The sequence below is a fragment of the Pseudomonas sp. GT1P32 genome (assembly GCF_054897805.1).
Genome location: NZ_CM142704.1, coordinates 4,362,896 through 4,388,255, shown reverse-complemented (window position 1 = coordinate 4,388,255; position 25,360 = coordinate 4,362,896). Strand labels below are relative to the sequence as shown.

Below are 25,360 nucleotides of genomic sequence, written 5' to 3'. Positions count from 1 at the left end.
GGACTTCCCCTTAACATTATTGGTTTTGGCAGGGTTGTGGATAACGTGCTTTACGCTCCAGATCGTCGAGGTCGATGTGGTTGCGCATGTACTGCTGACTGGCGTCCACCAGTGGCTGGTGATCCCAGCTCTTCAGCTTGCCGATGGTCAGCGCTTCGGCGACAAAACGCCGACGACGCTGGCTCGCGAGCACCTGTTGGTGTATCGCCGGGATGTTCCATTTGGCCCGTGCTTCGGCAAGAAATTCCTCGAACAGGAGCCGATGTTGCGGCGACTGGCTGAGTTCTTCCTGTTCACGCGGGTCGTTGTGTACGTCGAAGAGCAGGCACGGATCGTCTTCGCTGTAGATAAATTTGTAGGCGCCACGGCGAATCATCATCAGCGGACTGATGGTGCCTTCGGCCATGTATTCGCCGAAGACTTCGTCGTGACCGCCCTGCCCTTGCAGGTGCGAAACCAGCGAGCGGCCATCCAGCGGCAAGCCCGGTTCCAGAACGCCGCCGGCCAACTCGACAAACGTCGGCAGCAGGTCGGCGGTGGAAACCGCTGCGCTGACCCGTCCGGCGCCAAACTGGCCGGGTGAACTGATCAACATCGGCACGCGCGCGGCCATTTCATACCAATGCATTTTGTACCAGAGGCCGCGCTCGCCGAGCATGTCGCCGTGGTCGCCGGAGAACACGATGATCGTGTCGTTGATCAGCCCTGTTTCTTCGAGCGTTTGCAGAAGTTTGCCGACGTTGCTGTCGATATAGCTGCAAGCACCGAAATAGGCCCGGCGTGCATCGCGGATCTTATCCACAGGCAGCGGCTTGTCCCACAGGTCGTAGACCTTGAGCAAACGCTGGGCGTGCGGATCGAGCTCGGTTTGTGCCGGGGTTTCGGGCAACGGGATGTCGGCGTCGTCGTACAGATCCCAGAAAGCCTTGGGAATGGTGTACGGGTCGTGTGGGTGAGTCATCGACACGGTCAGGCAGAACGGCTGGTCGCCATCCTCACGAATGTGGTCGAACAGGTATTGCTGGGCCTTGAACACCACCTCTTCATCGAAATCCAGTTGGTTGGTGCGCACGCAAGGCCCGGCCTGCAGTACCGACGACATGTTGTGATACCAGGTCGGACGCACATCCGGTTCGTCCCAGTTCACTGCCCAACCGTAGTCGGCCGGGTAAATGTCGCTGGTCAGGCGTTCTTCGTAACCGTGCAGTTGGTCCGGGCCGCAAAAGTGCATTTTCCCGGACAACGCGGTGCGATAACCGAGGCGGCGCAGGTAGTGGGCGTAGGTGGGCACGTCGGCAGGGAAATCGGCCGCGTTATCGTAGGCGCCGATCTTGCTCGGCAACTGACCGCTGACCAGGGTAAAACGCGACGGCGCGCAGAGTGGGCTGTTGCAATAAGCGGCGTCGAACACCACGCCTTCGGCGGCGAGGCGGCTGAGATTGGGCAATTTGATCGGCGAAGGGCCGTAGAACGGCAACATTGGCGCGGCCATCTGATCGGCCATGATGAAAAGAATATTCTTGCGCTTCATGTGATCGCGGCATTCCATAGTGAATATTTATGCGAGAGTGCTGCAATCGAGCATGGAGTCCATGTGATTTGTGGTAAAGCCCATGCCAGGCAATGACTAGGATAAGCACAGCTTATGTATGACGCCCTCGGTGATTTGTCTCTGGATCTGCTCCGCGCCTTCGAAGCGGCCGCCCGCCATCACAGCTTCACCGCCGCTGCGGTAGAGCTCGGCACCACGCAACCGGCCATCAGTCAGCAGATCAAACGGCTGGAAGATCAACTCGCCACACGGCTGTTCGATCGCATTTATCGCGGGATCGAATTGACCGAGGCCGGGGCGATTCTTTTCGAGCAGGTTCAGCTCGGTTTGCAGAATATCGACGCAGGATTAAGTGCGATCAGTGCACAGCATCAGCATGAAGTGTTGCAGGTCGCCACCGATTTTGCCTTCGCCGCTTACTGGCTGATGCCTCGATTGCACCGCTTTCACGCGGCCAATCCTCACGTCGACGTTAGCCTGGTCACCAGCGAACGCAGCCTCAACATGCTGCGCACCGATATTGATGTGGCGGTGCTGTTTGGTGACGGGCGTTTTAAACAGGGCGAAAGCCATTGGCTGTTCAGCGAAGAAGTGTTCCCGGTGTGCAGCCCACTGTTGTTGAAGGACCGTCCCCTGCCCTTGCTTGCACAATCGTTGCTGGAATTTCCGCTGCTGCACCTGCGTGGCGAAAACAGCAGCAACTGGTTCGACTGGAGTGGCGTGTTCCGTGAGTTGGGGATAACTTCGGCGCCGGCGCCCGGGCAGTTGAGATTCGACAATTACACGTTGTTGATTCAAGCGGCGATTGGCGGCCAGGGCGTGGCGATTGGCTGGCGGCACCTTGTGGATAACTTGCTGGCGCAAGGTTTGTTGTGTCGGCCAATTGCTGAAACAGTGATGTCGCGGCTTGGCTATTACGTGGTCCTGCCCCAACGCAAACGGCGTGGGGCGTTGATTCAACAGTTTGTGGATTGGTTGATGGCCGAGCAGGCCAGCAGTGCGCAATCGCTGAATGGCCTGCCTTTGCCTTCGATTGCGGTGTGAGCATGTAAAAGATCGTCCGAACGCGGCCCGAGCCTTTGGACGATCTTTTTACTACTCTGAAGTCGCCACGAAATTCACGTGTTCGCCAACGTGAAGATTGAAGTGCAATTCATCGGCGATCCCTATCGCGACACGTTTCAAGCGGTCCAGCGGTTCGGCCAGCTTCGGTTCCAGGCTGCTGCTGACGTGGCTGAAATGCTCGATCGTCAGCCCCGGGACGCCACGTGGCGCATTCACCAGTGTCCAGTGCAACCTACTGCTTTGCAGGGATTCGCGGATTTCTTCGGCGGCGTGGCGTTGCAGTTGGTCCTCGATCTCCGGATCGTCCAACACCTCGAAATCCCCCACCAGAAACAGTCGGGCAATGCCGGCAGCCTGCATGCCGTCTATCAGCGCATCGACGGCGAGCACCTGCTCGACCGGGCCCGGAACAATGGTTTTTTCAACGTGTTCGCTGTTGAACGGCAAGCCTGGTGCGTCTAATAGACAGATGACGGCCGAACAGCCCGCGACGCTCTGCTTCACGCGCTCGGCCTCAAACAGGTCGCCAGTCTTGGTGCGCAAACCCGGACGTGGCGCGAGTGCCGTCAAGTCATCGAGGATGGCGATCACTTCGTGTTGCCGCCGCAGCATTTCAGCCATCAGCGCACTGCCCAGGCTACTCATGGCACCATAAAGCACCACTTTTACCACCGGGGTTTCGGCATTTTTCATGGCTGGGCTCCGTTTCCTGGGTGTATAGCATTTGACCTGTGGGAGACGGTGAGGGTTCGACAGGGATTCAGAGGGTTTCAGATGCAACAGATCAAGGGCTACCACGCCCACGTGTATTTCGATGCCAGCACCATCAACCAGGCGCGGGCCTTGTGTGAGCAGGCGGCGCAGCTGTTCCCGCTGAAAATGGGTCGGGTGCACGAACGTCCGGTCGGCCCGCACCCGGACTGGAGTTGCCAACTGGCATTCGGGCCGGAACTCATCGGCGACGTGTTGCCGTGGCTGGCGCTCAACCGCAAGGGGTTGGTGGTGTTCCTGCACCCGGACACCGGCGACGATCTGCTCGACCACACCGAACATGCCATCTGGATGGGGGCGATCCGGCCTCTGGACCTGTCTATTTTTTGATCAGAGTGTTTCTTCGGCTTCGCCCGGCAGGTGTTCGTCCAGATGCAGCCAGGGCAGACGGCTGTCGGTCCAGATGTGCCGCTCGGCCGGAGCCTGCTCGGGATGATCGAGGGTGGCGATGGTCAGGTCGATGCTCTCGGGACTGAGGTGGGTCACCAGCGCGAGTTGCGCCCCACAGTTCGGGCAGAAATATCGTACGCAACTGGATGACGAGGCGTACTGCGCCGGTGTGCCTTTCAGCCATTCAAAGGTCGATGCGGGCACGGTGATCCAGGTGGTCACGATCCCGCCGCTGACTCGTCGGCAGATTGAGCAGTGGCAGTGGGCTATGTCGTGCAGCGGGCCGCTGAATTGATAGCGCAGATGTCCGCAGTGGCAGCCGCCTGTGTGAAGTTCGTTCATCACATTTCCTCCTGTTGCGTATGTTCCGACGCCTTCGCGAGCAAGCCCGCTCCCACAGTGGGAACGCATTTCAATGTGGGAGCGGGCTTGCTCGCGAAGGCCTCAACCCGGTTTATCTCTCTGCCCCCGTCCGACGACCGGTCGCACTTCCGGTCAATGCTTTCATCGGCGAAAGCTGGGTGAAAGCTTCCCCGATTAGGATCGCCCCCACTACCGGCAACAGACCGGTCGGCCAATGCCAGTGTTTTATCGCTCGCACAGCCCATTTAACAACAACAATGGTGACCCTGATGTCCTTTGCTACCCGCCGCTTCGCCGCAACTCCGCCCGTACGCCTCGTGCTTCCCGTTCTGCGCTGACCCACCCGGTTCGCCCATTCCCTAGCCGCGCTACGCCTGGAGTATTCCCATGCTGACTTTCCTTGGCTTCGCCATGGTCATCACGTTCATGTTCCTGATCATGACCAAGCGCCTGTCCGCGCTGATCGCCCTGATCATCATTCCAATCGTCTTCGCCCTGTTCGGCGGTTTTGCGCCGAAGATCGGCCCGATGATGCTCGAAGGCATCACCAAGCTTGCGCCAACCGGCGTGATGCTGATGTTCGCCATCCTCTACTTCGCCCTGATGATCGACTCCGGCCTGTTTGACCCGGCCGTGCGCAAGATCCTCAAACTGGTCAAGGGCGACCCGTTGAAAGTTTCGGTCGGCACCGCCGTACTGGCGCTCGTCGTCTCCCTCGATGGTGACGGCGCGACCACTTACATGATCTGCGTGGCCGCCATGCTGCCGCTCTACAGCCGCATCGGCATGAGCCCGCGGATTATGGCTGGCCTGATCATCCTCGCCGGTGGCGTGATGAACATGACGCCATGGGGCGGTCCGACTGCCCGTGCGGCCAGTGCGCTGCACGTGGACCCGTCGGACATCTTCGTACCGATGATTCCGGCAATGGCTTTCGGTGTCCTGGCCATCCTGGCCATCGCGTACTTCTACGGCAAACGTGAACGTGCGCGTCTGGGTGAACTGCACCTGGTGGGCGATGAAATCGACCACAGCGAAATCAGCGTTTCGCAGTTCCCGGACGCCCGTCGTCCAAAGCTGATCTGGTTCAACGGTGCCCTGACATTCGCACTGATGTGCACCCTGATCGCGGGTCTTTTGCCGCTGCCGGTGCTGTTCATGGTGGCGTTCAGTATTGCCATGATCGTCAACTATCCTTGCCTGCAACAGCAGAAGGATCGCGTTGCGGCCCACGCCGGCAGTGTGTTGGCGGTGGTCGGTTTGATCTTCGCGGCAGGCATCTTCACCGGTATCCTGTCGGGCACCGGCATGGTTGATGCGATGTCGAAGAGCCTGTTGGCGGTCATCCCGGATTTCCTCGGCCCGTACCTGGCCGTGATCACCGCGCTGGTGAGCATGCCGTTCACGTTCTTCATGTCGAACGACGCATTTTATTACGGCGTGTTACCAGTACTTGCCGAAGCGGCCAGTCATTACGGTATAACCGCGGTTGAAATGGCACGTGCCTCGATCGTCGGTCAGCCCGTCCACTTGCTGAGCCCGCTGGTACCATCGACCTATTTGTTGGTGGCCCTTGCCGGTATCGACTTCGGTGACCATCAGCGCTTTACCCTGAAATGGGCAGTGCTGGTGTGCATGTGCATACTGGTTGCAGCATTGCTGATGGGGATTTTTCCGCTGTTCAGCACGCTATAAGCCCAAGACTCACCATAACGGGTCCAGGCTTCGTTGTTTGAAGCCTGGGCCCTTTGTGGTTTAACACTCGCTCAAAGGAATACACATGGAATGGCTGACCAACCCTGAAATCTGGGTTGCCTTCTTTACCCTGACCGCCCTGGAAATCGTCCTGGGTATCGATAACATCATCATGATTTCGATCCTGGTCAGCCGCATGCCCAAACACATGCAGGCGCGCACCCGAATCTTCGGTCTGGCGCTGGCCATGGTCACGCGGATTCTGTTGCTGCTGTCGATCACCTGGGTCATGCGCCTCACCGCAGACTTGTTCGAAGTGTTCGGCCAGGGCATTTCCGGGCGAGACCTGATCCTGTTCTTCGGTGGTCTGTTCCTGCTGTGGAAGAGCTCGCAAGAGATGTACCACGCGCTGGAAGGTGAAGACGAAACCAATGAGGAGCCGGGCGGCAAGGGCGGCAACTTCCTCTACACCATCATCCAGATCGCGATCATCGATATCGTGTTCTCGCTGGACTCGGTGATCACCGCAGTCGGCATGGTCTCCCACGTACCGGTCATGGTCGCTGCAATCGTTGTGGCTGTGCTGGTGATGATGCTGGCTTCCGGCACCATCAGCTCGTTCATCGACAAGCACCCGTCGCTGAAGATGCTGGCGCTGTCGTTCCTGCTGATCGTCGGTACCGTGCTGATTGCCGAATCCTTCGACGTGCACGTGCCAAAAGGCTACGTCTACTTCGCCATGGCGTTCTCGCTGGCGGTGGAAGCGATCAACATCAAGATGCGCACCGCGATTGCGAAAAAGAAGAAACAGCAGGATCCGGTGAAGCTGCGCAAGGATATTCCTGGGCAATAAGCCGAATGTAAAACCTGTGGGAGCGAGCCTGCTCGCGAAAGCGGTGTGTCAGCCAACATTGATGTCGACTGACACGCCCTCTTCGCGAGCAGGCTCGCTCCCACATCGAATATGAGGGGGCTTTCGGGCCCCTTTTTCACGTCTGCATCAAGCTGTTTTCATGACAGTTTTGTTTCAATCGCCTCTTTAGCTATGCGATGCTGGCGCCCAGACCGTTAGCCAACTACAGCTTAAGTACACAACGTAGAAAGTCGCGCGGCACCGTCAACTTGCTCCTTTGGGGCGCTACCACCACAGGGGGCCCTTATGCTCACCCTGCTCAATTTGTTATCTGCCGTGGCCTTGTTGATCTGGGGCACGCACATCGTCCGAACCGGCATCCTGCGGGTCTACGGTTCCAACCTGCGTCATGTGATCGGCCAGAACATGTCCAAGCGCTGGCTGGCGTTCATCGCCGGCATAGTTGTGACCGCCATGGTCCAGAGCAGCAACGCCACCGCCATGCTTGTCACTTCCTTTGTCGGCCAGGGCCTGATGGCGCTGATGCCAGCGCTGGCGACCATGCTCGGCGCTGACGTCGGTACCGCGCTGATGGCACGGGTGCTGACGTTCGATTTGTCATGGCTGTCGCCGCTGCTGATTTTCCTCGGGGTGATTTTCTTCCTGTCGCGCAAACAGACGCGGCTCGGCCAGATGGGCCGGGTGGCCATCGGTCTGGGCCTGATCATTCTGGCCCTGCAACTGATTGTCGAAGCCGCCACGCCGATCACCCACGCCCAGGGGGTGAAAGTAATCTTCGCCTCGCTGACCGGCGACATCCTGCTCGACGCCCTGGTCGGCGCCCTGTTCGCGATGGTTTCCTACTCCAGCCTGGCCGCCGTCCTGCTGACCGCGACCCTGGCCGGTGCCAGTGTGATCAGCTTGCCGGTGGCCATCGGCCTGGTGATCGGGGCCAATATTGGCAGCGGCATTCTGGCGTTCATGAGCACCAGCATGCAGAACGCCGCGGGCCGTCAGGTGGCGCTCGGGAGCCTGCTGTACAAGCTGATCGGTCTGTTGCTGATCATTCCGGTGCTGGACCCGTTGGTGCACTGGATCGACAGCCTCGACTTCAGCCCCCAGGAAATGGTCATCGGCGTCCACCTGCTCTACAACACGGCTCGCTGCCTGATCTTGCTGCCGACGGTCGGCCTGATGGCGAGGCTGTGTGCCTGGCTTTTGCCGGAGCGTCCGGAAATCAACGGCACGGCCAAGCCGCGGCACCTTGACCCGACGGCGCTGATGACCCCCAGTCTGGCGCTGGCCAACGCCGTCCGGGAAACCCTGCGCATCGGCGATCTGATCGACAACATGCTCCAAGCCATGCTTGACGTGCTGCAAGGCAAGCAAACTGCCGTCACCCAGGAAATGCGCCGCCTGACCGATGATGTGGATGCGCTCTACAACTCGATCAAGCTCTATCTGGCGCAAATGCCCCGTGAAGACCTCAGTGAGCAGGACAGTCGGCGTTGGGCGGAAATCATCGAACTGGCGATCAACCTCAAACTCGCCAGCGATCTGATCGAGCGTATGTTGCGCAAGGTGCAGCAACAGAAAACCTCGCAGCGCCGGTCTTTTTCCGAGGTCGGCCTGGACGAATTGGCGGGGCTGCACAGCCAGCTGATTTCCAATTTGCGCCTGGGGTTATCGGTGTTCCTCAGCGCCGACAAGGAAAGTGCCCGCCAGCTGCTGCGGGAGAAGCGTCGCTTTCGTGCACAGGAACGCCGCCTGGCCCATGCTCACGTCAGCCGGTTGCAACGTAAGATTGTGCAGAGTATCGAGACCAGCTCGCTGCACCTGGAGCTGATCGCCGACATGAAGCGTCTGAACTCTCTGTTTTGCAGCAGCGCTTATGTGGTGCTGGAAACGTCTGACACCGGTGCGCTCGCTGTAGATGATTTGGCTGACATCACACATTCGCCTTGAACGTCTGGCAGTGTGGTCAGTCAGTTATATGTATTCAGCTTGATGGCCATTCGCGAGCAAGCCCGCTCCCACATTTGAAATGCATTCCTCTGTGGGAGCGGGCTTGCTCGCGAAGAGGCCCTGACTGACGACACGGATCTCCAATCAGCCGTATGGAAACTCGTTATGCGTTGTTTGTTGTTCGCCTGCCTGTTGCTCGGATCATTCCCCTCGTTTGCCCTGGACCGCTTCCAGGTCGAGGGCTATACCCTGCCCAACGGCCTGCAATTGCTGCTCAAGCCCGGCACCGAGCGCGGGCATGTGGCGATTCGCCTGGTGGTCGGCGTCGGCATCGATGATTTCAGCTGCGCCGACAAGGAACTGCCGCACCTGCTCGAACACCTGCTGTTCAGTGGCATCGACGCCACCGGCGAAGGTGGTCTGGAAGAGCGCATGCAGGCGCTGGGCGGTGAGTGGAACGCCTACACCAGCAACGCCGACACCACGTTCGTCATCGAAGCCCCGGCGAAAAACCAGCGCAAGGTCCTCGACCTGCTGTTGGCGCTGTTGACCCAGACCCGAATCGACGACAACGCCATCAACGCCGCCAAGCAAGTGGTCGAACGCGAAGACGGCGGCCACTACTCGCACCTGCAACGGTGGCTGGATCGTCAGGACCTGGGCCACACCGCGAGCAATCAACTGGCCGTGGAACTGGGCCTTAAATGCCCGGAGCGGGCCGAGGTCGATCACCTGACCCGCGAACAACTGGAGACGGTACGCAAGGCCTGGTACGCGCCCAACAATATGACCCTGATCGTGGTCGGCGACCTCGATCGCTTGCTGCCGGGTTATCTGGAACGGGCCTGGGGCGAGCTTGACGCCATTGACCCAACCGATCACCCGCCACTGCCGCAAATCCAGGCCAGCGCGGCCCATGAGCGCACGTTGAGTCACGGCTTCGTAGGCGGGGGGGCCAAGTTGCACTGGCTGGTGCCGGAGCCCGTGCTGGAGGATCAGCACGACGAAACCTTCGACCTGCTCAAGGATTATCTGGACTGGGCGCTCTATCGCCAGATGCGCCTCGCCCATGGTTTGTCCTACGGCCCCTCCGCGGAGCGCGAAGTGTTTGGCGGCGTGGGTTTCATGAGCCTCAACGCCGACCTTGAGCGCGACGATGTGACGGCGGCGGAACAGGTGCTGGATGAGTTGAAGGCCGGGTTGCTCAAGGATGGCCTGAACGCCGACACCTTCAACCGCCTCAAGCAGGCCGCCATCGCGCGCCAGGCCTGGGCCGTGCAGGGCAACAGCGCGTTGGCCGATTACTACTGGAGCGCGTTGAGCGACTACGAAGACGGCCGCTTCGCCGACCCGGCCAAGGAACTCCAGGGGGTTACGCTGGAAAAAGCCAACAAGGCCATGCGCGAATTGCTCCTGCAACCGGGTTATCTGCGGATCGAGAAGCCGTTGATGAGTTATGACCAGGTGCTGTGGGCAATTGCCGGGGTGTTCGCTTTGATGGTGCTGGGCCTGTTGGCCTGGCGCCTCCATCGTCGACGGTAACAAATCACTGTAGGAGCCGGCTTGCCGGCGATGATCGTTAACGATAACGCGTGTTTACTGGATAAACGCGGCGCCCTTGCGTCCATCGCCGGCAAGCCGGCTCCTACAGTTCGGCGTGTATCCGTGAATGCGGTTTGACCCTCGCCACACCGCCCCCCGGGCGGTAACCTGTCGGGGTTTTTTCCTACGACTATTGTGAACCGCCGAATGCCTACCCTGACCTTGTTCGTACAGCGCATCCTCGAACTGATGAAGCGCTATCCCGGGGTCATTGCGCTCGGCGGTTTCATTTCCGGGGTCGGCAGCTTCATGCTGGTGGATCGTCAGCAAGGCCTGGCGACGTGGATCACTATCATCATGGTGTTGAGCTGGATCTGGTTGATGCTGGAAAACAGCCTCACCAAGCTCTTCACCCGAATCTTCAAACGGGAAATTCCCCAGCCGTTGCTGCGTTATGCGACGCAGATGATCCACCAGGAAAGCCTGTTTTTCGTCCTGCCGTTCTTTTTCATCACCACCACCTGGAACAGCGGCCAGTTGTTCTTCACCGGGCTGCTGGGCATCGCCGCGCTGATTTCCATCACTGATCCGCTCTACTACAAGTGGCTGGCGCCCCGGCGCTGGGCGTTCCTCGCGTTGCATACGCTGACGCTGTTTGCCGCGCTGCTGACCGCCCTGCCCGTCATCCTGCACCTGACCACCTCCCAGAGTTTCAAACTGGCGCTGGGCACCGCCGTCGTGCTGTCGTTCCCGAGCCTGGCGTCGATCTTCCCTATTCGCACCGTGCGCAACGCGCTGGCAATCCTGAGCATCACCGTCGGCATCGGCGGCGTGGGTTGGGTGTTGCGTTCGTGGGTGCCGCCGGCGACGTTGTGGATGACCGATGTGGCAATCAGCACCCAGATGCAGGACCGCACGCCCGGCAAGAGTCTGGAAGAAGTCAGCGCCGAGCAGATTCGTGGCGACGGCCTGTACGCCTACACCGCGATCAACGCCCCGCGCGGTCTCGACGAGCGCATTTACCATGTGTGGCAGTTCAACGGCAAAGAGGTCGACCGTATCGCCCTGGACATCCACGGTGGGCGCAAGGAAGGCTATCGCGCCTGGACCCACAAGCAGAACTTCCCCGGTAACCCGGCGGGCAAGTGGCAGGTTCGGGTGCTGACCGAGGACGGTCAATTGATCGGCGTGTTGCGCTTCACGATCACGGACAGCACACCGACCAAAGAAAAGTAATGCGGTTCGTGCTATTACGTAGCTCTGCGTAACAGCCAAACAAGCACGGAGCTTATGACCAGCAGCACAATGGCCGGCAATGCCCAACTGGACGCCGCTCACTCCCCCGCTCAGTTGCGGGTGACGGGTGACTGGACGCTTGCCCATTACGCCGAACTCAAGGACCTGAGCGAAAAGCTTCGCGGCCAATACGACGACAAAACCCACATCGACCTCAATGGCCTCGGCGCGCTCGACACCGCCGGGGCATCGCTGCTGGTGGAGTTGCTCGGTTCGGACCGTCTCGGCAAATCCGCCGAACATCCCGACTGCACCTTGTCTGTCGCCGATCGTGCGTTGTTGCAGACCGTTTATTGCTCGATGACCGACTTCTGCGTACCGATCAAGGAACCGGAAATCAGCGTCGGCATTCAGTTGCTGACCCGTATCGGCCGCGCAGTGGATGCCGTCTGGCAAGACACCCTGCAACTGCTGGGCTTCGTCGGTCTGATACTGGAAACCATCGCCCGTGGGCTGTTCCGCCCGAAGCGCTGGCGCATCACGCCTATGGTCGCGCACATCGAACAGACCGGCCTCGACGCCGCGCCCATCGTCGCCCTGCTGACCTTTCTGGTGGGCGCCGTGGTGGCGTTTCTCGGCGCAACGGTGCTGGCGAGTTTCGGTGCGAGCATCTTCACCGTGGACCTGGTGGCGTTCTCCTTCCTCCGTGAGTTCGGTGTGTTGCTGACTGCGATCCTGATGGCTGGGCGCACCGCCAGTGCGTTTACCGCGCAGATCGGCTCGATGAAGGCCAACGAAGAAATCGACGCCATCCGCACCTTGGGTCTTGATCCGATGGAGTTGCTGGTGGTGCCACGCGTGCTGGCGCTGCTGGTGGCGCTGCCGATGCTGACCTTTGTGGCGATGCTCTCGGGGATTGTCGGCGGTGGCGTGGTCTGCGCCGTGGCGCTCGATATCTCGCCGGCGATGTTCTTGTCGCTGCTGCAAACCGACATCGGTGTTCAGCACTTTCTGGTCGGCATCGTCAAAGCGCCGATCTTCGCCTTCCTCATCGCCGCCATCGGTTGCCTTGAAGGCTTCAAGGTCAGCGGCAGCGCCGAGTCCGTTGGGGCGCACACCACGTCGAGCGTGGTGCAGTCGATTTTCGTGGTGATCGTGCTCGACGCCGTGGCCGCACTGTTTTTCATGGAGATGGGCTGGTGAGTCGTCTACCCCGAGCGCCCTCCGAGGCGGTGATTGAGGTCCGTGGGCTGTGCAATCGCTTCGGTCGTCAGAGCGTGCACGAGAACCTCGACCTGGATTTGTACAAGGGCGAAATCCTCGCGGTGGTCGGCGGTTCCGGCAGTGGCAAGTCGGTGCTGTTGCGCAGCATTGTCGGCTTGCGCCAGCCCAGCGAAGGCGTGGTGAAAGTCTTTGGCAAAAACCTGCCGACCCTGTCCGAACACGAGCGCTCGATGGTCGAACGGCGCTTCGGTGTGCTGTTCCAGAAAGGCGCGCTGTTCTCTTCGCTGACGGTGACCGAGAACGTCGCCCTGCCCCTGATCGAACACGCCGGCCTGAGCCGCAACGATGCCGAACACCTGGCGGCGGTGAAACTGGCGTTGGCCGGGTTGCCGCTGTCGGCGGCCGACAAGTACCCCGCTTCGCTGTCCGGCGGCATGATCAAGCGCGCGGCGCTGGCCCGGGCGCTGGCGCTGGACCCGGACATCCTGTTTCTCGACGAGCCCACCGCCGGCCTCGATCCGATTGGCGCGGCAGCCTTCGATCAATTGATCCTGACCCTGCGCGACGCGTTAGGGCTGAGTGTATTTCTGGTGACCCACGACCTCGACACGCTCTACACCATCACCGACCGCGTGGCGGTGTTGGCGCAGAAGAAAGTGCTGGTGGCGGACGCCATCGACAAGGTGTCGGAAACCGACGATGCGTGGATTCACGAATACTTCCATGGCCCTCGCGGCCGCGCGGCGCTGACAGCCGCTCAACAGCTTAACGAGGTCTGACATGGAAACCCGAGCCCATCACATATTGATCGGCCTGTTCACTGTGATTGTGGTGGCAAGCGCCCTGCTCTTCGGCCTGTGGCTGGCCAAGTCCAGCGTCGACACCGAGTTCAAGGATTACGAGATCGTCTTCAACGAGGCGGTCAGCGGCCTGTCCAAGGGCAGCGCCGTGCAGTACAGCGGGATCAAGGTCGGCGACGTGGTGACCTTGCGCCTGGACCCCAAAGACCCGCGCCGCGTGCTGGCGCGGATTCGCCTCGGCGGCGATACGCCGATCAAGGAAGACACCCAGGCCAAACTGGCGCTGACCGGGATCACCGGCACCTCGATCATCCAGCTCAGTGGCGGTACACCGCAGAGCCCGACGCTCAAGGGGCACGACGGCAACTTGCCGACGATTGTGGCCTCGCCCTCGCCCATCGCCCGTTTGCTCAACGACAGCAACGACCTGATGGCCGGCGTGAACGTGTTGATGCACAACGCCAATCAGATGTTTTCGTCGGAGAACGTCGAGCGCATCAGCAAGACCCTCGAACACCTGGAACAAACCACCGGCACCATCGCCGATCAACGCGGTGACATCCGTCAGGCGATGCAGCAACTGGCATCGGTCGGCAAGCAGGCGGGTGCGATGCTGGAACAGACGTCGACGCTGATGCGCAACGCCAACGGTTTGCTCAACGATCAGGGCAAGCAGATGTTCGGCAGCGCCGAGCAAGCCATGAAGTCGCTGGAACAAAGCAGCGCGACCATCAACAAGTTGCTCACCCACAACCAGGATTCGCTCAACAGCGGCATGCAAGGCCTCAATGGCCTGGCCCCGGCTGTACGTGAGTTGCGCGACACCCTGACCTCGTTGCGCGCCATCTCCCAGCGCCTGGAAGCCAACCCGAGCGGTTACTTGCTGGGCAATGACAAGAACAAGGAGTTCACGCCATGAAGCTGACTCACATCGCCCTCCTCGGCGCTTTTGCGCTGACCGGCGCCTGCTCGATCCTGCCCAAGTCCGAACCGTCCGACGTCTATCGGTTGCCCTCGGTCCAGGGCAGCGTTTCGGGCAGTTATGGCACACAGCAACGCTGGTCACTGCGCCTCACCAAACCGCAGGCCAGCGAGGCGTTGAACAGTCCGCAAATCGCCGTGATACCGCAAGGCGACCTGATCAGCAGCTACAAGGCTTCACGCTGGAGCGATCCGGCGCCGGTGCTGCTGCGCAATCGTCTGCTCGATGGTTTCCAGCGTGATGGCCGGGTGCCGTTGTTGAGCACTGATGACAGCAATTTCCAGGCGGATCTGGAGTTGGGTGGGAGTTTGCAAGCGTTCCAGACTGAATACCAAGGCACAGCGGCGAGTGTCGTTGTGCGTCTGGATGCGTTGCTTGTGCGTGGTTACGACCAGCGCATTCTCGCCAGCCGCCGCTTCGAAGTGCGTCAGCCGCTGAGCGATGTGAAGGTGCCGGCGGTGGTGGCCGGGTTTGGCCTGGCGAGCGATCAGCTGACGGCGCAGGTGGTGGATTGGGCGGTTGAGCAAGGACAGAAAGTCGCGCCGCCAGTTAGACCCTGAAGGTCCTGCGGACCTTATCGCCGGCAAGCCAGCTCCTACAGGTTCGGCGTTGTACGCACGATGCGTGAACGCCACAATCCTGTAGGAGCTGGCTTGCCAGCGAAAAATCTCAAACTCACCCGAAGAACCAGTAGCAGACGCCAATGGCGCCGAGCACCCCGGCCAGCTCCGCCAGCAACGCACACCCCACTGCATGCCGTGCCCGCTGAATCCCCACCGCGCCGAAGTACACGGCCAGCACATAGAACGTCGTCTCGGTACTGCCCTGAATCGTAGCCGCTACCAAGGCAGGGAAGCTGTCTACCCCGGACGTCTTCATGGTTTCGATCAGCATCGCCCGAGCGGCGCTGCCGGAGAACGGCTTGACCATCGCCGTCGGCAGCGCATCGACGAAACGCGTGTCCCAACCGGCCCATTCCACCAGGTGCCGAATCCCGTCGAGGCCGAAATCCAGTGCACCGGACGCCCGTAGTACACCGACGGCACAGAGCATCGCCACCAGATACGGCAGCAGATTCTTCGCCACGTCGAAGCCTTCTTTCGCACCTTCGACGAAGGCCTCGTAGACCTTCACTTTGCGCAGCGCGCCGATCACCAGGAACAGCATGATTATCCCGAATAGCGTCAGATTGCCGAGGATCGACGACAAACTGGCTAGCGCGGTGGCCGAGAGCGTTGCCAGCAACGCCATGAAACCACCAAGGATCAGGGCACCGGGAATCATATAGGCCAGTACCACCGGGTCCCAGACGCGCAGGCGTTGCATGAACGCGACAGCCAGGAAACCGACGATGGTCGAGCAACTGGTGGCCAGCAGGATCGGCAGGAACACCAGCGTCGGATCCGGCGCGCCTTGCTGCGCGCGGTACATGAAGATCGTCACCGGCAACAGGGTCAGGGAGGAGGCGTTGAGCACCAGGAACAGGATCTGCGCGTTGCTGGCAATGGTGTCGCTGGGGTTGAGCTCTTGCAGCGCCTTCATGGCTTTGAGGCCGATCGGCGTAGCGGCGTTGTCCAGGCCCAGGCCGTTGGCGGCGAAGTTCAGGGTGATCAGGCCGATGGCGGGGTGACCGGCCGGCACTTCTGGCATCAGGCGCAGGAACAGCGGGCCCAGCGCTCTGGCCAGCCACTCGACGATCCCGGCCTTTTCGGCGATCCGCAGAAAACCCAGCCAGAGGGTGAGGGTGCCGAACAGCAGGACCATGACCTCGACCGACAACTTGGCCATGGCGAAAATGCTTTCCACCATCGCCGCGAAGATCCCGGCATTCCCACCGATCAGCCACTGCGCCAGCGCCGACACGGCCGCCACAATGAAGAAGCCAAGCCAAAGGCCATTGAGCATCAGTAAATCCCCCGAAGAATGCGGCGAATGATAGCGGGGTAGCCAGAAACGACAAACCCCGGATTTCTCCGGGGTTCGTTTGTGCAATTGCGTCGTACACATAATGTACGTGCAACGCTGTCCTGTAGGAGCCGGCTTGCCGGCGATCGAGACGCCGCGGTGTGTCAGTCACACCGCGTTATCGTTCATCGCCGGCAAGCCGGCTCCTACAGGTTTAGTTGTTGGAAACTTCGCCGGCAGGCAGCTTCTCTTTGCTGCGCCAGTGCGGCAGGGAGTTCCAGTAGCGCTGGCCCTTGGCGTCGTCGTACATGCCTTCCCAACGGGCGATGACCAACACGGCCAGGGCGTTGCCGATCACGTTCAGCGCGGTACGTGCCATGTCCATGATGCGGTCGACACCGGCGATGAACGCCAGGCCTTCCAGCGGGATACCCACGCTGCCCAAGGTTGCCAGCAGCACCACGAAGGACACGCCCGGAACGCCGGCGATGCCTTTGGAGGTGACCATCAGGGTCAGGACCAGCAGCAACTGCTGGCTGATCGACAGGTCGATGCCGTAGAGCTGGGCAATGAAGATTGCCGCGATGCTCTGATAAAGCGTCGAACCGTCGAGGTTGAACGAGTAACCGGTCGGTACCACGAAGCTGCAGATGGCTTTCGGCGCGCCGTAGGCTTCCATCTTCTCGATCACGCGCGGCAGCACGGTTTCGGAGGAGGCGGTGGAGTAGGCCAGCACCAGCTCATCCTTGAAGATGCGCATCAGCTTGATCACCGAGAAACCGAACAGGCGAGCGATCAGGCCCAGCACCACGAAGGCGAAGAAGGCGATGGCGACGTAAACCAGGATCACCAGTTTGGCCAGCGGCAGCAGGGACGCGAAGCCGAAGTTGGCCACGGTCACCGCGATCAGTGCGAATACGCCGATCGGGGCGTAGTTCATGATCATGTGGGTGACCTTGAATATGCTTTCCGACACGCCCTGGAACATCGTTACCAGCGGGTCGCGCAACTCAGGCTTCAGACTCGACAAACCGAGACCGAACAGCACCGAGAAGAAGATGATCGGCAGCATTTCGCCGCGGGCCATGGCCGCGAAGATGTTGGATGGGATCAGGTTGAGGATGGTTTCGATGAACGCGTGTTCATGCTGTACCTCGGCGGCAGTCGCCTGGTACTTGGAAATATCCACGGTGCCCAGGGTGCTCATGTCGATGCCGGCACCCGGGTGGAACAGGTTGGCGAGCAGCAGGCCGACGACGATGGCGATGGTGGTGACGACTTCGAAGTAGATGATCGTCTTGAGGCCGATGCTGCCGAGTTTCTTCGCGTCACCGACGCCCGCAATACCGACGATCAACGACGAGATCACGATCGGGATCACGATCATCTTGATCAGACGGATAAAGATATCGCCTGCTGGTTGCAGAACGTTGCTGATCCACCAAGCCTTTTCGGCACTGAAATGGTTGAGCAGCGCACCGATTGCAATCCCCAATACCAGACCGATGAGGATCTGCCAGGCGAGGCTAAGCTTTGCCTTCTTCATATCTTTACCCTTACTTGCGTTTGACTCAGGCAGATGCGGGAACTGGAACGCTTTTGGCGAAAAAGTCTTGTGCATCTGCCCCCGTATAAGGTGCCCCGGAGCGAGTATTTATGGCTCTCTGGCAGGCGAAAAAAGGCGCAACTATTCCGATGCAAGGATGCGACGTCTAATGCCGTAAACGCCTACCCTATGCCGAATCGGCATGAGGTTTTTTCATTGAAAGCGACGTCGCAAACGGTTCGAATGTGACATTTCGGCAGGCATATGTGCCGTGAACCGGCCATCTACGGGCAGGCTGAGTGTTTTTTGATCAGTGGTGCGGGAGGGGTATTTCAGAAAAATCCGACAATCAGAGGTGAGAAATCGCTGCAAAATAAGGCGGTTTTTTCTCGATGTACGGTCACGCAAGAAACACCGGGAAAAGTATTTTCCGGTGATTAGTCGTGCGAATGAGAGGTTGGAACAGCGAAACCGGATGGATCGCTCTATTTCAAAGCGTTGCGTGCAAGCTCTTCGCAAGCCCGTCGAGCCCTGGAGGGACGACGAACTTGCGTCGCAGCTTTTTCCTGACCCGGCCCTTTCGCAGGTACTCCCTGTACCCGTAGGTCACTCCGCCCCTGAAACAGGCAGAACGTCCCGACCCCTTGGTCATGCGTCTACCTTCCTCAGGTAGCGCATTGGAGAGAAGCAATGCTGCTTCTTTCGTGTGACAAATTCAGTACCAGCCAGGATCTTTCTTCAGTTGTTTTCTGCACCGCGCCTTGCCGCCATCGCGATGGCACTGCCGCCCAGGAGCAGGGCGGCTGCCAACGTTTTGGGTGAAACGCTCATCTTCAACCTCGACCGCGACGGCCAAAGAAGAACGAAGCAATGAACATCACCAGGAACACGACAAAGAGAATCTTGGCGATACCCGTGGCGGTGCCCGCGATACCACCGAAGCCCAGTACTGCAGCGATGATGGCAATGATCAAGAATGTGATTGCCCAGCTCAACATGGTGATTCTCCTTACGCTTCTATTTAGAGAGGCTACTTGTGATGCGTTTCCCGGCGCCGCGAGCGCGCCAAGTTCGTGTGTCTAGAACACCCAACGTTCCTGACGTGTCAGTTCGTCCGCAGGCTGAGCCTGGTCGACATCCATCATTCGCGTCGGGGCGCTGTCAGCGAAGCTGCTGCTGACGGCGCTGAAGTGGGTTTGGGTCGGATGCTGAATCGACACGCGTGGCGCTTCTTGCTGCTGGCTCTGCTCCCAACGCTGAAACTGCTGGCCGCCGATCAAGGTGATCAGGAGCGCCAGAACAGCAAACAGGCCTTGCTGGATATGCAGTGGCGAGATACGCAATTGGGCGGCACGTTGGCGATTCATCCTGAAGCTCCTCCCACTCTGTAGTGATCTTGTTATGGGCCACGTTTCTGAATGCCCTGGTTAATCAGGTTATTGCAGCCTGCATGCCAGCTTTTAACGATGATAAATACCAATAAAATCAAACGGTTATGATTTCTATGAAAATCATGTCGGACGCATCCTGCACGATGGCTCCTCCACAGTCGTGCGTAATGCACGATGGCTTTTTAGGAACTTTCACTTTTTTTGAATTGCGGGGAGGGCGCGGATGTCACAAGGAGAGATGGGGAATCACCTGAAAACCGGCTATCTGATAAAAAAACAACAAAATCAGGTGATTAGCCGTAGGGTGAGGAGCGAGCTACCCTGCTGTAGTTGGAATCGACCAGAATCAACCATGCAACTTGCCCGATTATTCCGGGACTAAACCAAGATCATTCTTTAAGGAGCGTAGGAAAATGGAATCAGCCACTGAGCATCAAGGCCGCATTCTGCTGGTGGACGACGAGTCCGCCATCCTGCGAACGTTCCGATACTGCCTCGAAGATGAAGGCTACAGCGTCGCCACCGCCAACAGCGCGGCGCAGGCCGATGCGCTGCTGCAACGCCAGGTGTTCGACCTGTGCTTCCTCGATTTGCGTCTCGGTGAGGACAATGGCCTCGACGTGTTGGCGCAGATGCGCATTCAGGCGCCGTGGATGCGCGTGGTGATTGTCACCGCACATTCGGCTGTGGACACCGCGGTGGATGCCATTCAGGCCGGTGCCGCTGATTATCTGGTCAAGCCGTGCAGCCCCGATCAATTGCGCCTTGCCACCGCCAAGCAACTGGAAGTGCGGGAACTGTCGGCCCGTCTGGAGGCGCTGGAAGGTGAAGTGCGCAAACCCAAGGACGGTCTGGATTCCCACAGCCCGGCGATGAAAGTGGTGCTTGAAACCGCCCGCCAAGTGGCCAGCACGGATGCCAACATCCTGATTCTCGGCGAGTCCGGTACCGGTAAGGGTGAACTGTCCCAGGCCATTCACGGCTGGAGCAAGCGTGCGAAAAAATCCTGCGTCACCATCAACTGCCCATCGCTGACCGCCGAACTGATGGAAAGCGAGCTGTTCGGTCACAGCCGTGGCGCGTTCACCGGCGCCAGTGAAAGCACGCTCGGGCGAGTGAACCAGGCTGACGGCGGAACGCTGTTTCTCGACGAGATCGGCGACTTTCCCCTGACGTTGCAGCCTAAATTGCTGCGTTTCATCCAGGACAAGGAATATGAACGCGTCGGCGATCCGGTCACCCGCCGCGCCGATGTGCGCATCCTCGCGGCCACCAACCTCAATCTTGAAGACATGGTCCGCGACGGCCGTTTCCGTGAAGATTTGCTCTATCGCCTGAACGTCATCACCTTGCACCTGCCGCCGCTGCGCGAACGACGGGAAGATATTCTGAACCTGGCTGACCGTTTTCTGGCCCGGTTCGTCAAGGAATACGCGCGTCCGGCGCGGGGCTTCAGTGAAGAAGCCCGTGAAGCGCTGCTCAGCTATCGCTGGCCCGGGAACATCCGCGAGCTGCGCAACGTGGTCGAGCGGGCGAGCATTATCTGTCCACAGGAACGGGTTGAAATCAGCCACTTGGGCATGGCCGAAACCCCGGTCAACAACGCGCCACGCATCGGCGCTGCGCTGAGCCTGGATGAACTGGAGAAGGCCCACATCGGCGCGGTCCTCGCCACCGCCGACACCCTGGATCAGGCCGCCAAGACGCTCGGCATCGACGCTTCGACGCTCTACCGCAAACGCAAGCAGTACAACTTGTGAGCCCTGCGCGATGAAACTGGCGATGAAGTTGCGTACTCGGCTTTTTCTGAGTATTTCCGCCTTGATCACCGTGGCGCTGCTGGGGCTTTTGCTCGGCCTGGTCAGCGTGATGCAGATGGCGGGAACCCAGGAAGCGCTGGTTCGCAACAACTTCGTCACCCTGGATCTGGGCCTGAAGATGCGCCAGACCTTGGGCGATCAACTGATCCTCATGCTGGGCGACAAGCCAGATCCTGCGGCGTTTGAAACGTCCAGACAGCATTATCTTCAGCTGCTGGATGAGGGCATCGCCCATGAGCAAAGCCAAGAGAGCGGCCAACACGGTTTCAGGCAGGCCAAGGACGATTACCTGCGGTTTCTTCAGGCGCTGGGCCAGGCACACGATCCGTCCCATGTGCTGAGTGGCAACGAAGACCTCACCGAAAAATTCAACGTGCTGCGCAACGGGCTGATTACCGAGCACAAGCGAGCGCTGGATGCCATCAATGACACGCAACGTCAGGCGCGGGAACGAGCGCTGCTGATTGCCGGCCTGCTCGGACTGGTCGGTCTGGCGGTGCTGATCATCGGTTTCGTCACCGCTCATGCAATCGCACGTCGTTTCGGCGAACCGATCGAGGCGTTGGCCCAGGCCGCCGACAACATCGGCCAGGGCAATTTCGAGGTAACCCTGCCGATTTCCTCGGCAGTGGAAATGAATCTGCTGACCAAGCGTTTCGGGATCATGGCCGAGGCTCTGCGTCAGCATCAGGCCACTAATATCGACGAATTGCTCGCCGGCCAGCAGCGTTTGCAGGCGGTGCTCGATAGCATCGACGACGGGCTGCTGATGATCGACCGCGACGGCCATCTCGAACACCTCAACCCGGTGGCGCAGCGCCAGTTGGGTTGGGACACCGACCGTCTCGGCCAGGGTCTGGGCACAGCGCTCGAACGACCCGAGCTGGATCAACAGCTGCAACTGGTACTACGTGGCGGTACGTTGGAGCGGGCACCGGACGACCTGAGTATCGAGGTCGACGGCGAGTCGCGGTTGCTCACGTACAGCCTGACACCGGTCAGTCATACGCAGGGTCATATTCTGGGCGCAGTGATGGTGTTGCATGACGTCACCGAGCAGCGTGCTTTCGAGCGTGTGCGCAGCGAGTTTGTGTTGCGCGCTTCCCATGAGCTGCGAACGCCGGTCACGGGAATGCACATGGCATTCGGCCTGTTCCGTGAGCGCGCGCATTTTGCGCAAGACTCGCGAGAAGCTGATCTGCTGGACACCGTCAATGAAGAGATGCAGCGTTTGATGCAACTGATCAACGACTTGCTGAACTTCTCCCGCTACCAGAACGGATTGCAGAAACTCTCGCTGGCACCGTGCTCCATCGAGGCGCTGCTGGAGCAGGCCCGGTCGCGGTTCGCTGATACAGCGCAAGAGAAGGGCATCCACCTGCTGGTGGAGGTGCAAGGTCCGTTACCGTGGTTGCAGGCCGATCAGCCGCAACTGGACCGTGTGCTCGACAACCTGATCGACAACGCCTTGCGCCATACCGGCCCAGACGGCCTGATACGCTTGCAGGCACGGCGTCATGGGGAGCGGGTGATCATCAGCGTCGAGGACAATGGCGAGGGCATCGCCTACGGCCAGCAGGGGCGAATCTTCGAGCCTTTTGTGCAGGTCGGGCGCAAGAAGGGTGGCGCGGGGCTCGGCCTGGCGTTGTGCAAGGAAATCGTGCAGTTGCACGGTGGGCGGATGGGGGTTTATTCGCGACCGGGGCAGGGCACGCAGTTCTACATGGCGTTGGCGGTTTAACGCGCGTTTACGCTTCGTCATCCAGGCGTCGGCCGGCCAGTCGCCGACCCCGGGTTATCAGCTCGATGAACTGTACGGCGCTCAATGCATGGGCGAACAACCAGCCCTGACCGAACTTCACCCCTTCACTGCTCAAAAATGCGGCTTGGGCTTCATGTTCGATGCCTTCGGCAATCACCTTCAAGTGCAGCGACTGGGCCATGTGAATGATGTGCGGCGCCACGCCACTGCTGGCGGCGTCATGCCCCAGCGCATCGATGAACGCCTTGTCGATTTTCAGGCAGTCCACCGGCAGGGTTTGCAGATAGGCGAGGCTGCAATAGCCGGTGCCAAAGTCATCGATCAATACCTGATGCCCGACATCACGCAAGGCCTGCAGGTTTTCCCGGGCCACCACCACGTCAATCAATCCCCGCTCGGTCACCTCAAAGGCAATCTGCTTGGCCGCGACCCGGTGCAAGGTCAGCAGGCGCGCCATCACCTGACCGATTCGCGGCACCATGACATCGCACGCTGCGAGGTTGACCGAGATGTACAGTTGCGGATTGGCTCGCAACAACTGCCCCAATTGCTCCAGCAGGCGTTGCAGGACGAAGTCGGTCATCTGACGGATCTGGCCGGTGTTCTCCGCCATCGGAATGAACAGGTCGGGGCTGGTCAGGGTGCCATCCGGCCGGCGCCAGCGCAGCAAGGCTTCGGCTCCGACGCAGTTGCGGCTGTCGAGGTCGAAGATCGGTTGATACAACACCTGCAACTCGCCGCGTCGTATCGCACCGGTCAATTCGGCGTCCAGCGACTGCCGCTGACGCACCAGCAGAAACACCATGAAGCCCACCAGGATTCCCAATGCCAGGCTGGCCGGCACCAGCCACCACCAGGCGGCAGGCACATTCACGGCGGTGCGCGGGGTGATCAGCACCAATTGGTATTCGGGGCTTTTGGTCGGCATGAGGTAAATCAAGCGAGTCGGGGTGACTTGCAAGGCTTCGGTGCTTTTCGGTGGCCAAGACTCGGTCGGCGGCCAGGCTTGCGGGGAGCCCAGCACCGGAATCGCGCGGGTGCCGTGGTCGAGTATCACCAAAAGACTGCTGCCCGGTGACAGATCGACCATGTCGGTCAAATGTCCGCGAGAGGTCGCGACACGGAAATTGCCACGTCCGAGCATCAGCGCGGCCCGGTTTTCATCAGGTTCGGTGGTGGTGTTCAGCCAATAACTGTAAGTGGGGTCTTGAATGTCCGGAGCTCGTGTCAGCGACAGTCCTTCCTGGCTCGGTCGGTTGGAGCAGATCTTCGAGGCATCCATATACGCAGCCTCGTAAACGAAGCGGTAGTTGAAGGTGACCTGCTGCAAAGTGGCGATCATGTCTTTGTCGCAGGTTCGCAGCGGTTGGGCCTCCAGATCATCGAGGCCTTCGCGCAGTTGCCCGAACAACTGCTCCAGGCGCGAAAGAAATCGCTCACCTTGCGCGTTCATTTCCAGACTTTCGTTCTGCTCGATCTGATGAATGGCCACGAACAGGCTGAGCGCCAATAGCAACACGCTGCTCAGGGCGGCCGCCAGCATCGCCAGAAACCACGGGCGATAGAACCAGCTACGAAGCGTCTCTCGAGCAGCAGGCATATGGGAATATCCGAAGAATTACCAATGAGTTATAGCTGCTGATTGGGAAAAAGCCCGCACCGTCGGGCGGGCGTCATTATTTTGTCTGATTCAACACCTGGAGAAGCGCAGCTGTCTGCGCATCTGGCATGCCGTCGAAGCGGGATGGCCGGAAATGCATCTGAAAGGCACCGATCACGTGACGCGTCGCCACATCCAGCTCGCCGGTTTGCGGCGTGGCGTAACCCAGGCGGGCCAACTGCGCCTGAAACCAGCTGACGCTCGGCAGTTTCGAGTCGAACTGCACTTGTTGCCGCGCCACGGCCCGCTCGTCTGGCCAAACACCAAGGCCTTCGGCGGCCAGGCGCTTCCAGGGGAAGAGCGGCCCCGGGTCCAGCTTGCGAAACGGTGCGATGTCGCTGTGGCCAATAATGCTGTGGGGGTTGATGGCGTGACGTTTGCTGATGTCTTTTAGCAGGACGATCAAGGACTGGACCTGAGCTTCGCTGTAGGGATACCAGTAACGCCCTCCGGTCGGGAGTTCCTTGAATCCTGGATTGACGATTTCAATGCCGATGGAGCTGGAATTCAACCAGGTCCGACCCTGCCACTCACTTTCTCCGGCGTGCCATGCCCGTTGGTTTTCGTCCATCAACTTATAGATAGTGGCGTTATTGTCGTCGCCGATCAGGTAATGGCTGCTGACTTCGCCGTGGGTCAGCAGTTGCAACGAGCGTTCCAGCGATGCCGAGGTGTAATGCACCACCACGAATTGAACGCGGCTGTCGTGATTGGCCGAAGGATGGCTGGTGTCGAACCGAGGTCCGCTGGCACAGCCGGCCAACAGGATCAGCGACACGAAGAGGGTGAGAAATTTCATGGTAGAGGCAGTACGCGCAAGACAGTAATGCAACAGTGT

At 59.9% G+C, this 25,360-nt stretch carries 22 protein-coding genes; 13 read left to right on the top strand and 9 right to left on the bottom strand.

The features are described 5' to 3' along the window. Positions 1 to 16: 16 nt before the first annotated feature. Entirely contained in the window at positions 17 to 1,531 is a 1,515-nt protein-coding gene (gene betC, locus ACYZUC_RS20060; protein WP_461989896.1) for a choline-sulfatase, read from the bottom strand. 114 nt (positions 1,532 to 1,645) lie between these two features. On the opposite strand from betC, the gene ACYZUC_RS20055 reads away from it, so the two are divergent. Then, on the top strand, positions 1,646 to 2,596 hold the full coding sequence (locus ACYZUC_RS20055; protein WP_461989894.1) for a choline sulfate utilization transcriptional regulator: 951 nt from the start codon (positions 1,646 to 1,648) through the stop codon (positions 2,594 to 2,596). A 51-nt stretch (positions 2,597 to 2,647) separates the two neighbouring features. Here the strand turns inward: ACYZUC_RS20055 and ACYZUC_RS20050 are convergent, their stop codons facing one another. Further along, positions 2,648 to 3,310: an NAD(P)-dependent oxidoreductase gene (locus tag ACYZUC_RS20050; protein ID WP_461989892.1), complete on the bottom strand. Its 663-nt coding sequence runs from the start codon at positions 3,308 to 3,310 to the stop codon at positions 2,648 to 2,650. 81 nt (positions 3,311 to 3,391) lie between these two features. On the opposite strand from ACYZUC_RS20050, the gene ACYZUC_RS20045 reads away from it, so the two are divergent. Beyond that, complete coding sequence (locus tag ACYZUC_RS20045; RefSeq protein WP_461989891.1) at positions 3,392 to 3,718, top strand: DOPA 4,5-dioxygenase family protein; 327 nt, start codon at positions 3,392 to 3,394, stop codon at positions 3,716 to 3,718. Here the strand turns inward: ACYZUC_RS20045 and ACYZUC_RS20040 are convergent, their stop codons facing one another. Then, positions 3,719 to 4,120 (bottom strand): GFA family protein, encoded by a 402-nt coding sequence (locus ACYZUC_RS20040; protein ID WP_223480226.1) that lies wholly within the window; start codon positions 4,118 to 4,120, stop codon positions 3,719 to 3,721. A 408-nt stretch (positions 4,121 to 4,528) separates the two neighbouring features. Here ACYZUC_RS20040 and ACYZUC_RS20035 point away from each other — a divergent pair, with 408 nt between their 5' ends. The 9 genes from ACYZUC_RS20035 (at position 4,529) to ACYZUC_RS19995 (ending at position 14,998) form a co-directional block, all read left to right on the top strand. Further along, positions 4,529 to 5,836 carry a CitMHS family transporter gene (locus tag ACYZUC_RS20035; RefSeq protein WP_192417821.1) on the top strand — a complete coding sequence of 436 codons (1,308 nt, stop codon included), beginning with the start codon at positions 4,529 to 4,531 and terminating at the stop codon, positions 5,834 to 5,836. 85 nt (positions 5,837 to 5,921) lie between these two features. Continuing rightward, on the top strand, positions 5,922 to 6,689 hold the full coding sequence (locus tag ACYZUC_RS20030; protein ID WP_461989888.1) for a TerC family protein: 768 nt from the start codon (positions 5,922 to 5,924) through the stop codon (positions 6,687 to 6,689). Between the two features lie 306 nt (positions 6,690 to 6,995). Continuing rightward, a complete protein-coding gene (locus tag ACYZUC_RS20025) occupies positions 6,996 to 8,654 on the top strand; it encodes a Na/Pi cotransporter family protein (RefSeq protein WP_461989886.1) in 1,659 nt (552 codons plus the stop codon). 165 nt (positions 8,655 to 8,819) lie between these two features. Next, positions 8,820 to 10,196, top strand: a complete 1,377-nt coding sequence (locus ACYZUC_RS20020) for a M16 family metallopeptidase (RefSeq protein ID WP_461989884.1) — start codon at positions 8,820 to 8,822, stop codon at positions 10,194 to 10,196. 207 nt (positions 10,197 to 10,403) lie between these two features. Beyond that, positions 10,404 to 11,432 (top strand): DUF5924 family protein, encoded by a 1,029-nt coding sequence (locus tag ACYZUC_RS20015; protein WP_192228126.1) that lies wholly within the window; start codon positions 10,404 to 10,406, stop codon positions 11,430 to 11,432. Between the two features lie 54 nt (positions 11,433 to 11,486). Then, positions 11,487 to 12,635 carry an ABC transporter permease gene (locus tag ACYZUC_RS20010; RefSeq protein WP_461989882.1) on the top strand — a complete coding sequence of 383 codons (1,149 nt, stop codon included), beginning with the start codon at positions 11,487 to 11,489 and terminating at the stop codon, positions 12,633 to 12,635. Continuing rightward, positions 12,632 to 13,435 carry an ABC transporter ATP-binding protein gene (locus tag ACYZUC_RS20005; RefSeq protein ID WP_192417834.1) on the top strand — a complete coding sequence of 268 codons (804 nt, stop codon included), beginning with the start codon at positions 12,632 to 12,634 and terminating at the stop codon, positions 13,433 to 13,435. The genes ACYZUC_RS20010 and ACYZUC_RS20005 overlap by 4 nt, the downstream gene beginning before the upstream one ends. 1 nt (position 13,436) lies before the next feature. Next, a complete protein-coding gene (locus ACYZUC_RS20000) occupies positions 13,437 to 14,375 on the top strand; it encodes an MlaD family protein (protein ID WP_461989880.1) in 939 nt (312 codons plus the stop codon). Continuing rightward, entirely contained in the window at positions 14,372 to 14,998 is a 627-nt protein-coding gene (locus ACYZUC_RS19995; RefSeq protein WP_461989878.1) for an ABC-type transport auxiliary lipoprotein family protein, read from the top strand. The genes ACYZUC_RS20000 and ACYZUC_RS19995 overlap by 4 nt, the downstream gene beginning before the upstream one ends. 115 nt (positions 14,999 to 15,113) lie before the next feature. On the opposite strand, the gene ACYZUC_RS19990 is transcribed toward ACYZUC_RS19995, so the two are convergent. From ACYZUC_RS19990 to ACYZUC_RS19975, 4 genes are all read right to left on the bottom strand, one after another. Continuing rightward, complete coding sequence (locus ACYZUC_RS19990) at positions 15,114 to 16,343, bottom strand: nucleoside recognition domain-containing protein (protein ID WP_461989876.1); 1,230 nt, start codon at positions 16,341 to 16,343, stop codon at positions 15,114 to 15,116. 214 nt (positions 16,344 to 16,557) lie between these two features. Next, positions 16,558 to 17,889 carry a glutamate/aspartate:proton symporter GltP gene (gene gltP / locus ACYZUC_RS19985; protein ID WP_461989874.1) on the bottom strand — a complete coding sequence of 444 codons (1,332 nt, stop codon included), beginning with the start codon at positions 17,887 to 17,889 and terminating at the stop codon, positions 16,558 to 16,560. A gap of 833 nt (positions 17,890 to 18,722) precedes the next feature. After that, positions 18,723 to 18,887 (bottom strand): DUF1328 domain-containing protein, encoded by a 165-nt coding sequence (locus ACYZUC_RS19980; protein ID WP_003177151.1) that lies wholly within the window; start codon positions 18,885 to 18,887, stop codon positions 18,723 to 18,725. 81 nt (positions 18,888 to 18,968) lie between these two features. Next, a complete protein-coding gene (locus ACYZUC_RS19975) occupies positions 18,969 to 19,256 on the bottom strand; it encodes a hypothetical protein (protein WP_008044713.1) in 288 nt (95 codons plus the stop codon). A gap of 437 nt (positions 19,257 to 19,693) precedes the next feature. Between ACYZUC_RS19975 and algB the strand changes: the two genes are divergently transcribed. Further along, entirely contained in the window at positions 19,694 to 21,040 is a 1,347-nt protein-coding gene (gene algB / locus ACYZUC_RS19970; protein ID WP_461989871.1) for a sigma-54-dependent response regulator transcription factor AlgB, read from the top strand. Positions 21,041 to 21,050: 10 nt separating this feature from the next. Further along, positions 21,051 to 22,841, top strand: coding sequence for a KinB sensor domain-containing domain (locus ACYZUC_RS19965; RefSeq protein ID WP_461989869.1), 1,791 nt, complete (start codon positions 21,051 to 21,053; stop codon positions 22,839 to 22,841). Positions 22,842 to 22,848: 7 nt separating this feature from the next. On the opposite strand, the gene ACYZUC_RS19960 is transcribed toward ACYZUC_RS19965, so the two are convergent. Then, positions 22,849 to 24,462 (bottom strand): EAL domain-containing protein, encoded by a 1,614-nt coding sequence (locus ACYZUC_RS19960; RefSeq protein ID WP_461989867.1) that lies wholly within the window; start codon positions 24,460 to 24,462, stop codon positions 22,849 to 22,851. Between the two features lie 76 nt (positions 24,463 to 24,538). Beyond that, on the bottom strand, positions 24,539 to 25,321 hold the full coding sequence (locus ACYZUC_RS19955; protein WP_461989866.1) for an N-acetylmuramoyl-L-alanine amidase: 783 nt from the start codon (positions 25,319 to 25,321) through the stop codon (positions 24,539 to 24,541). Positions 25,322 to 25,360 lie beyond the last annotated feature (39 nt).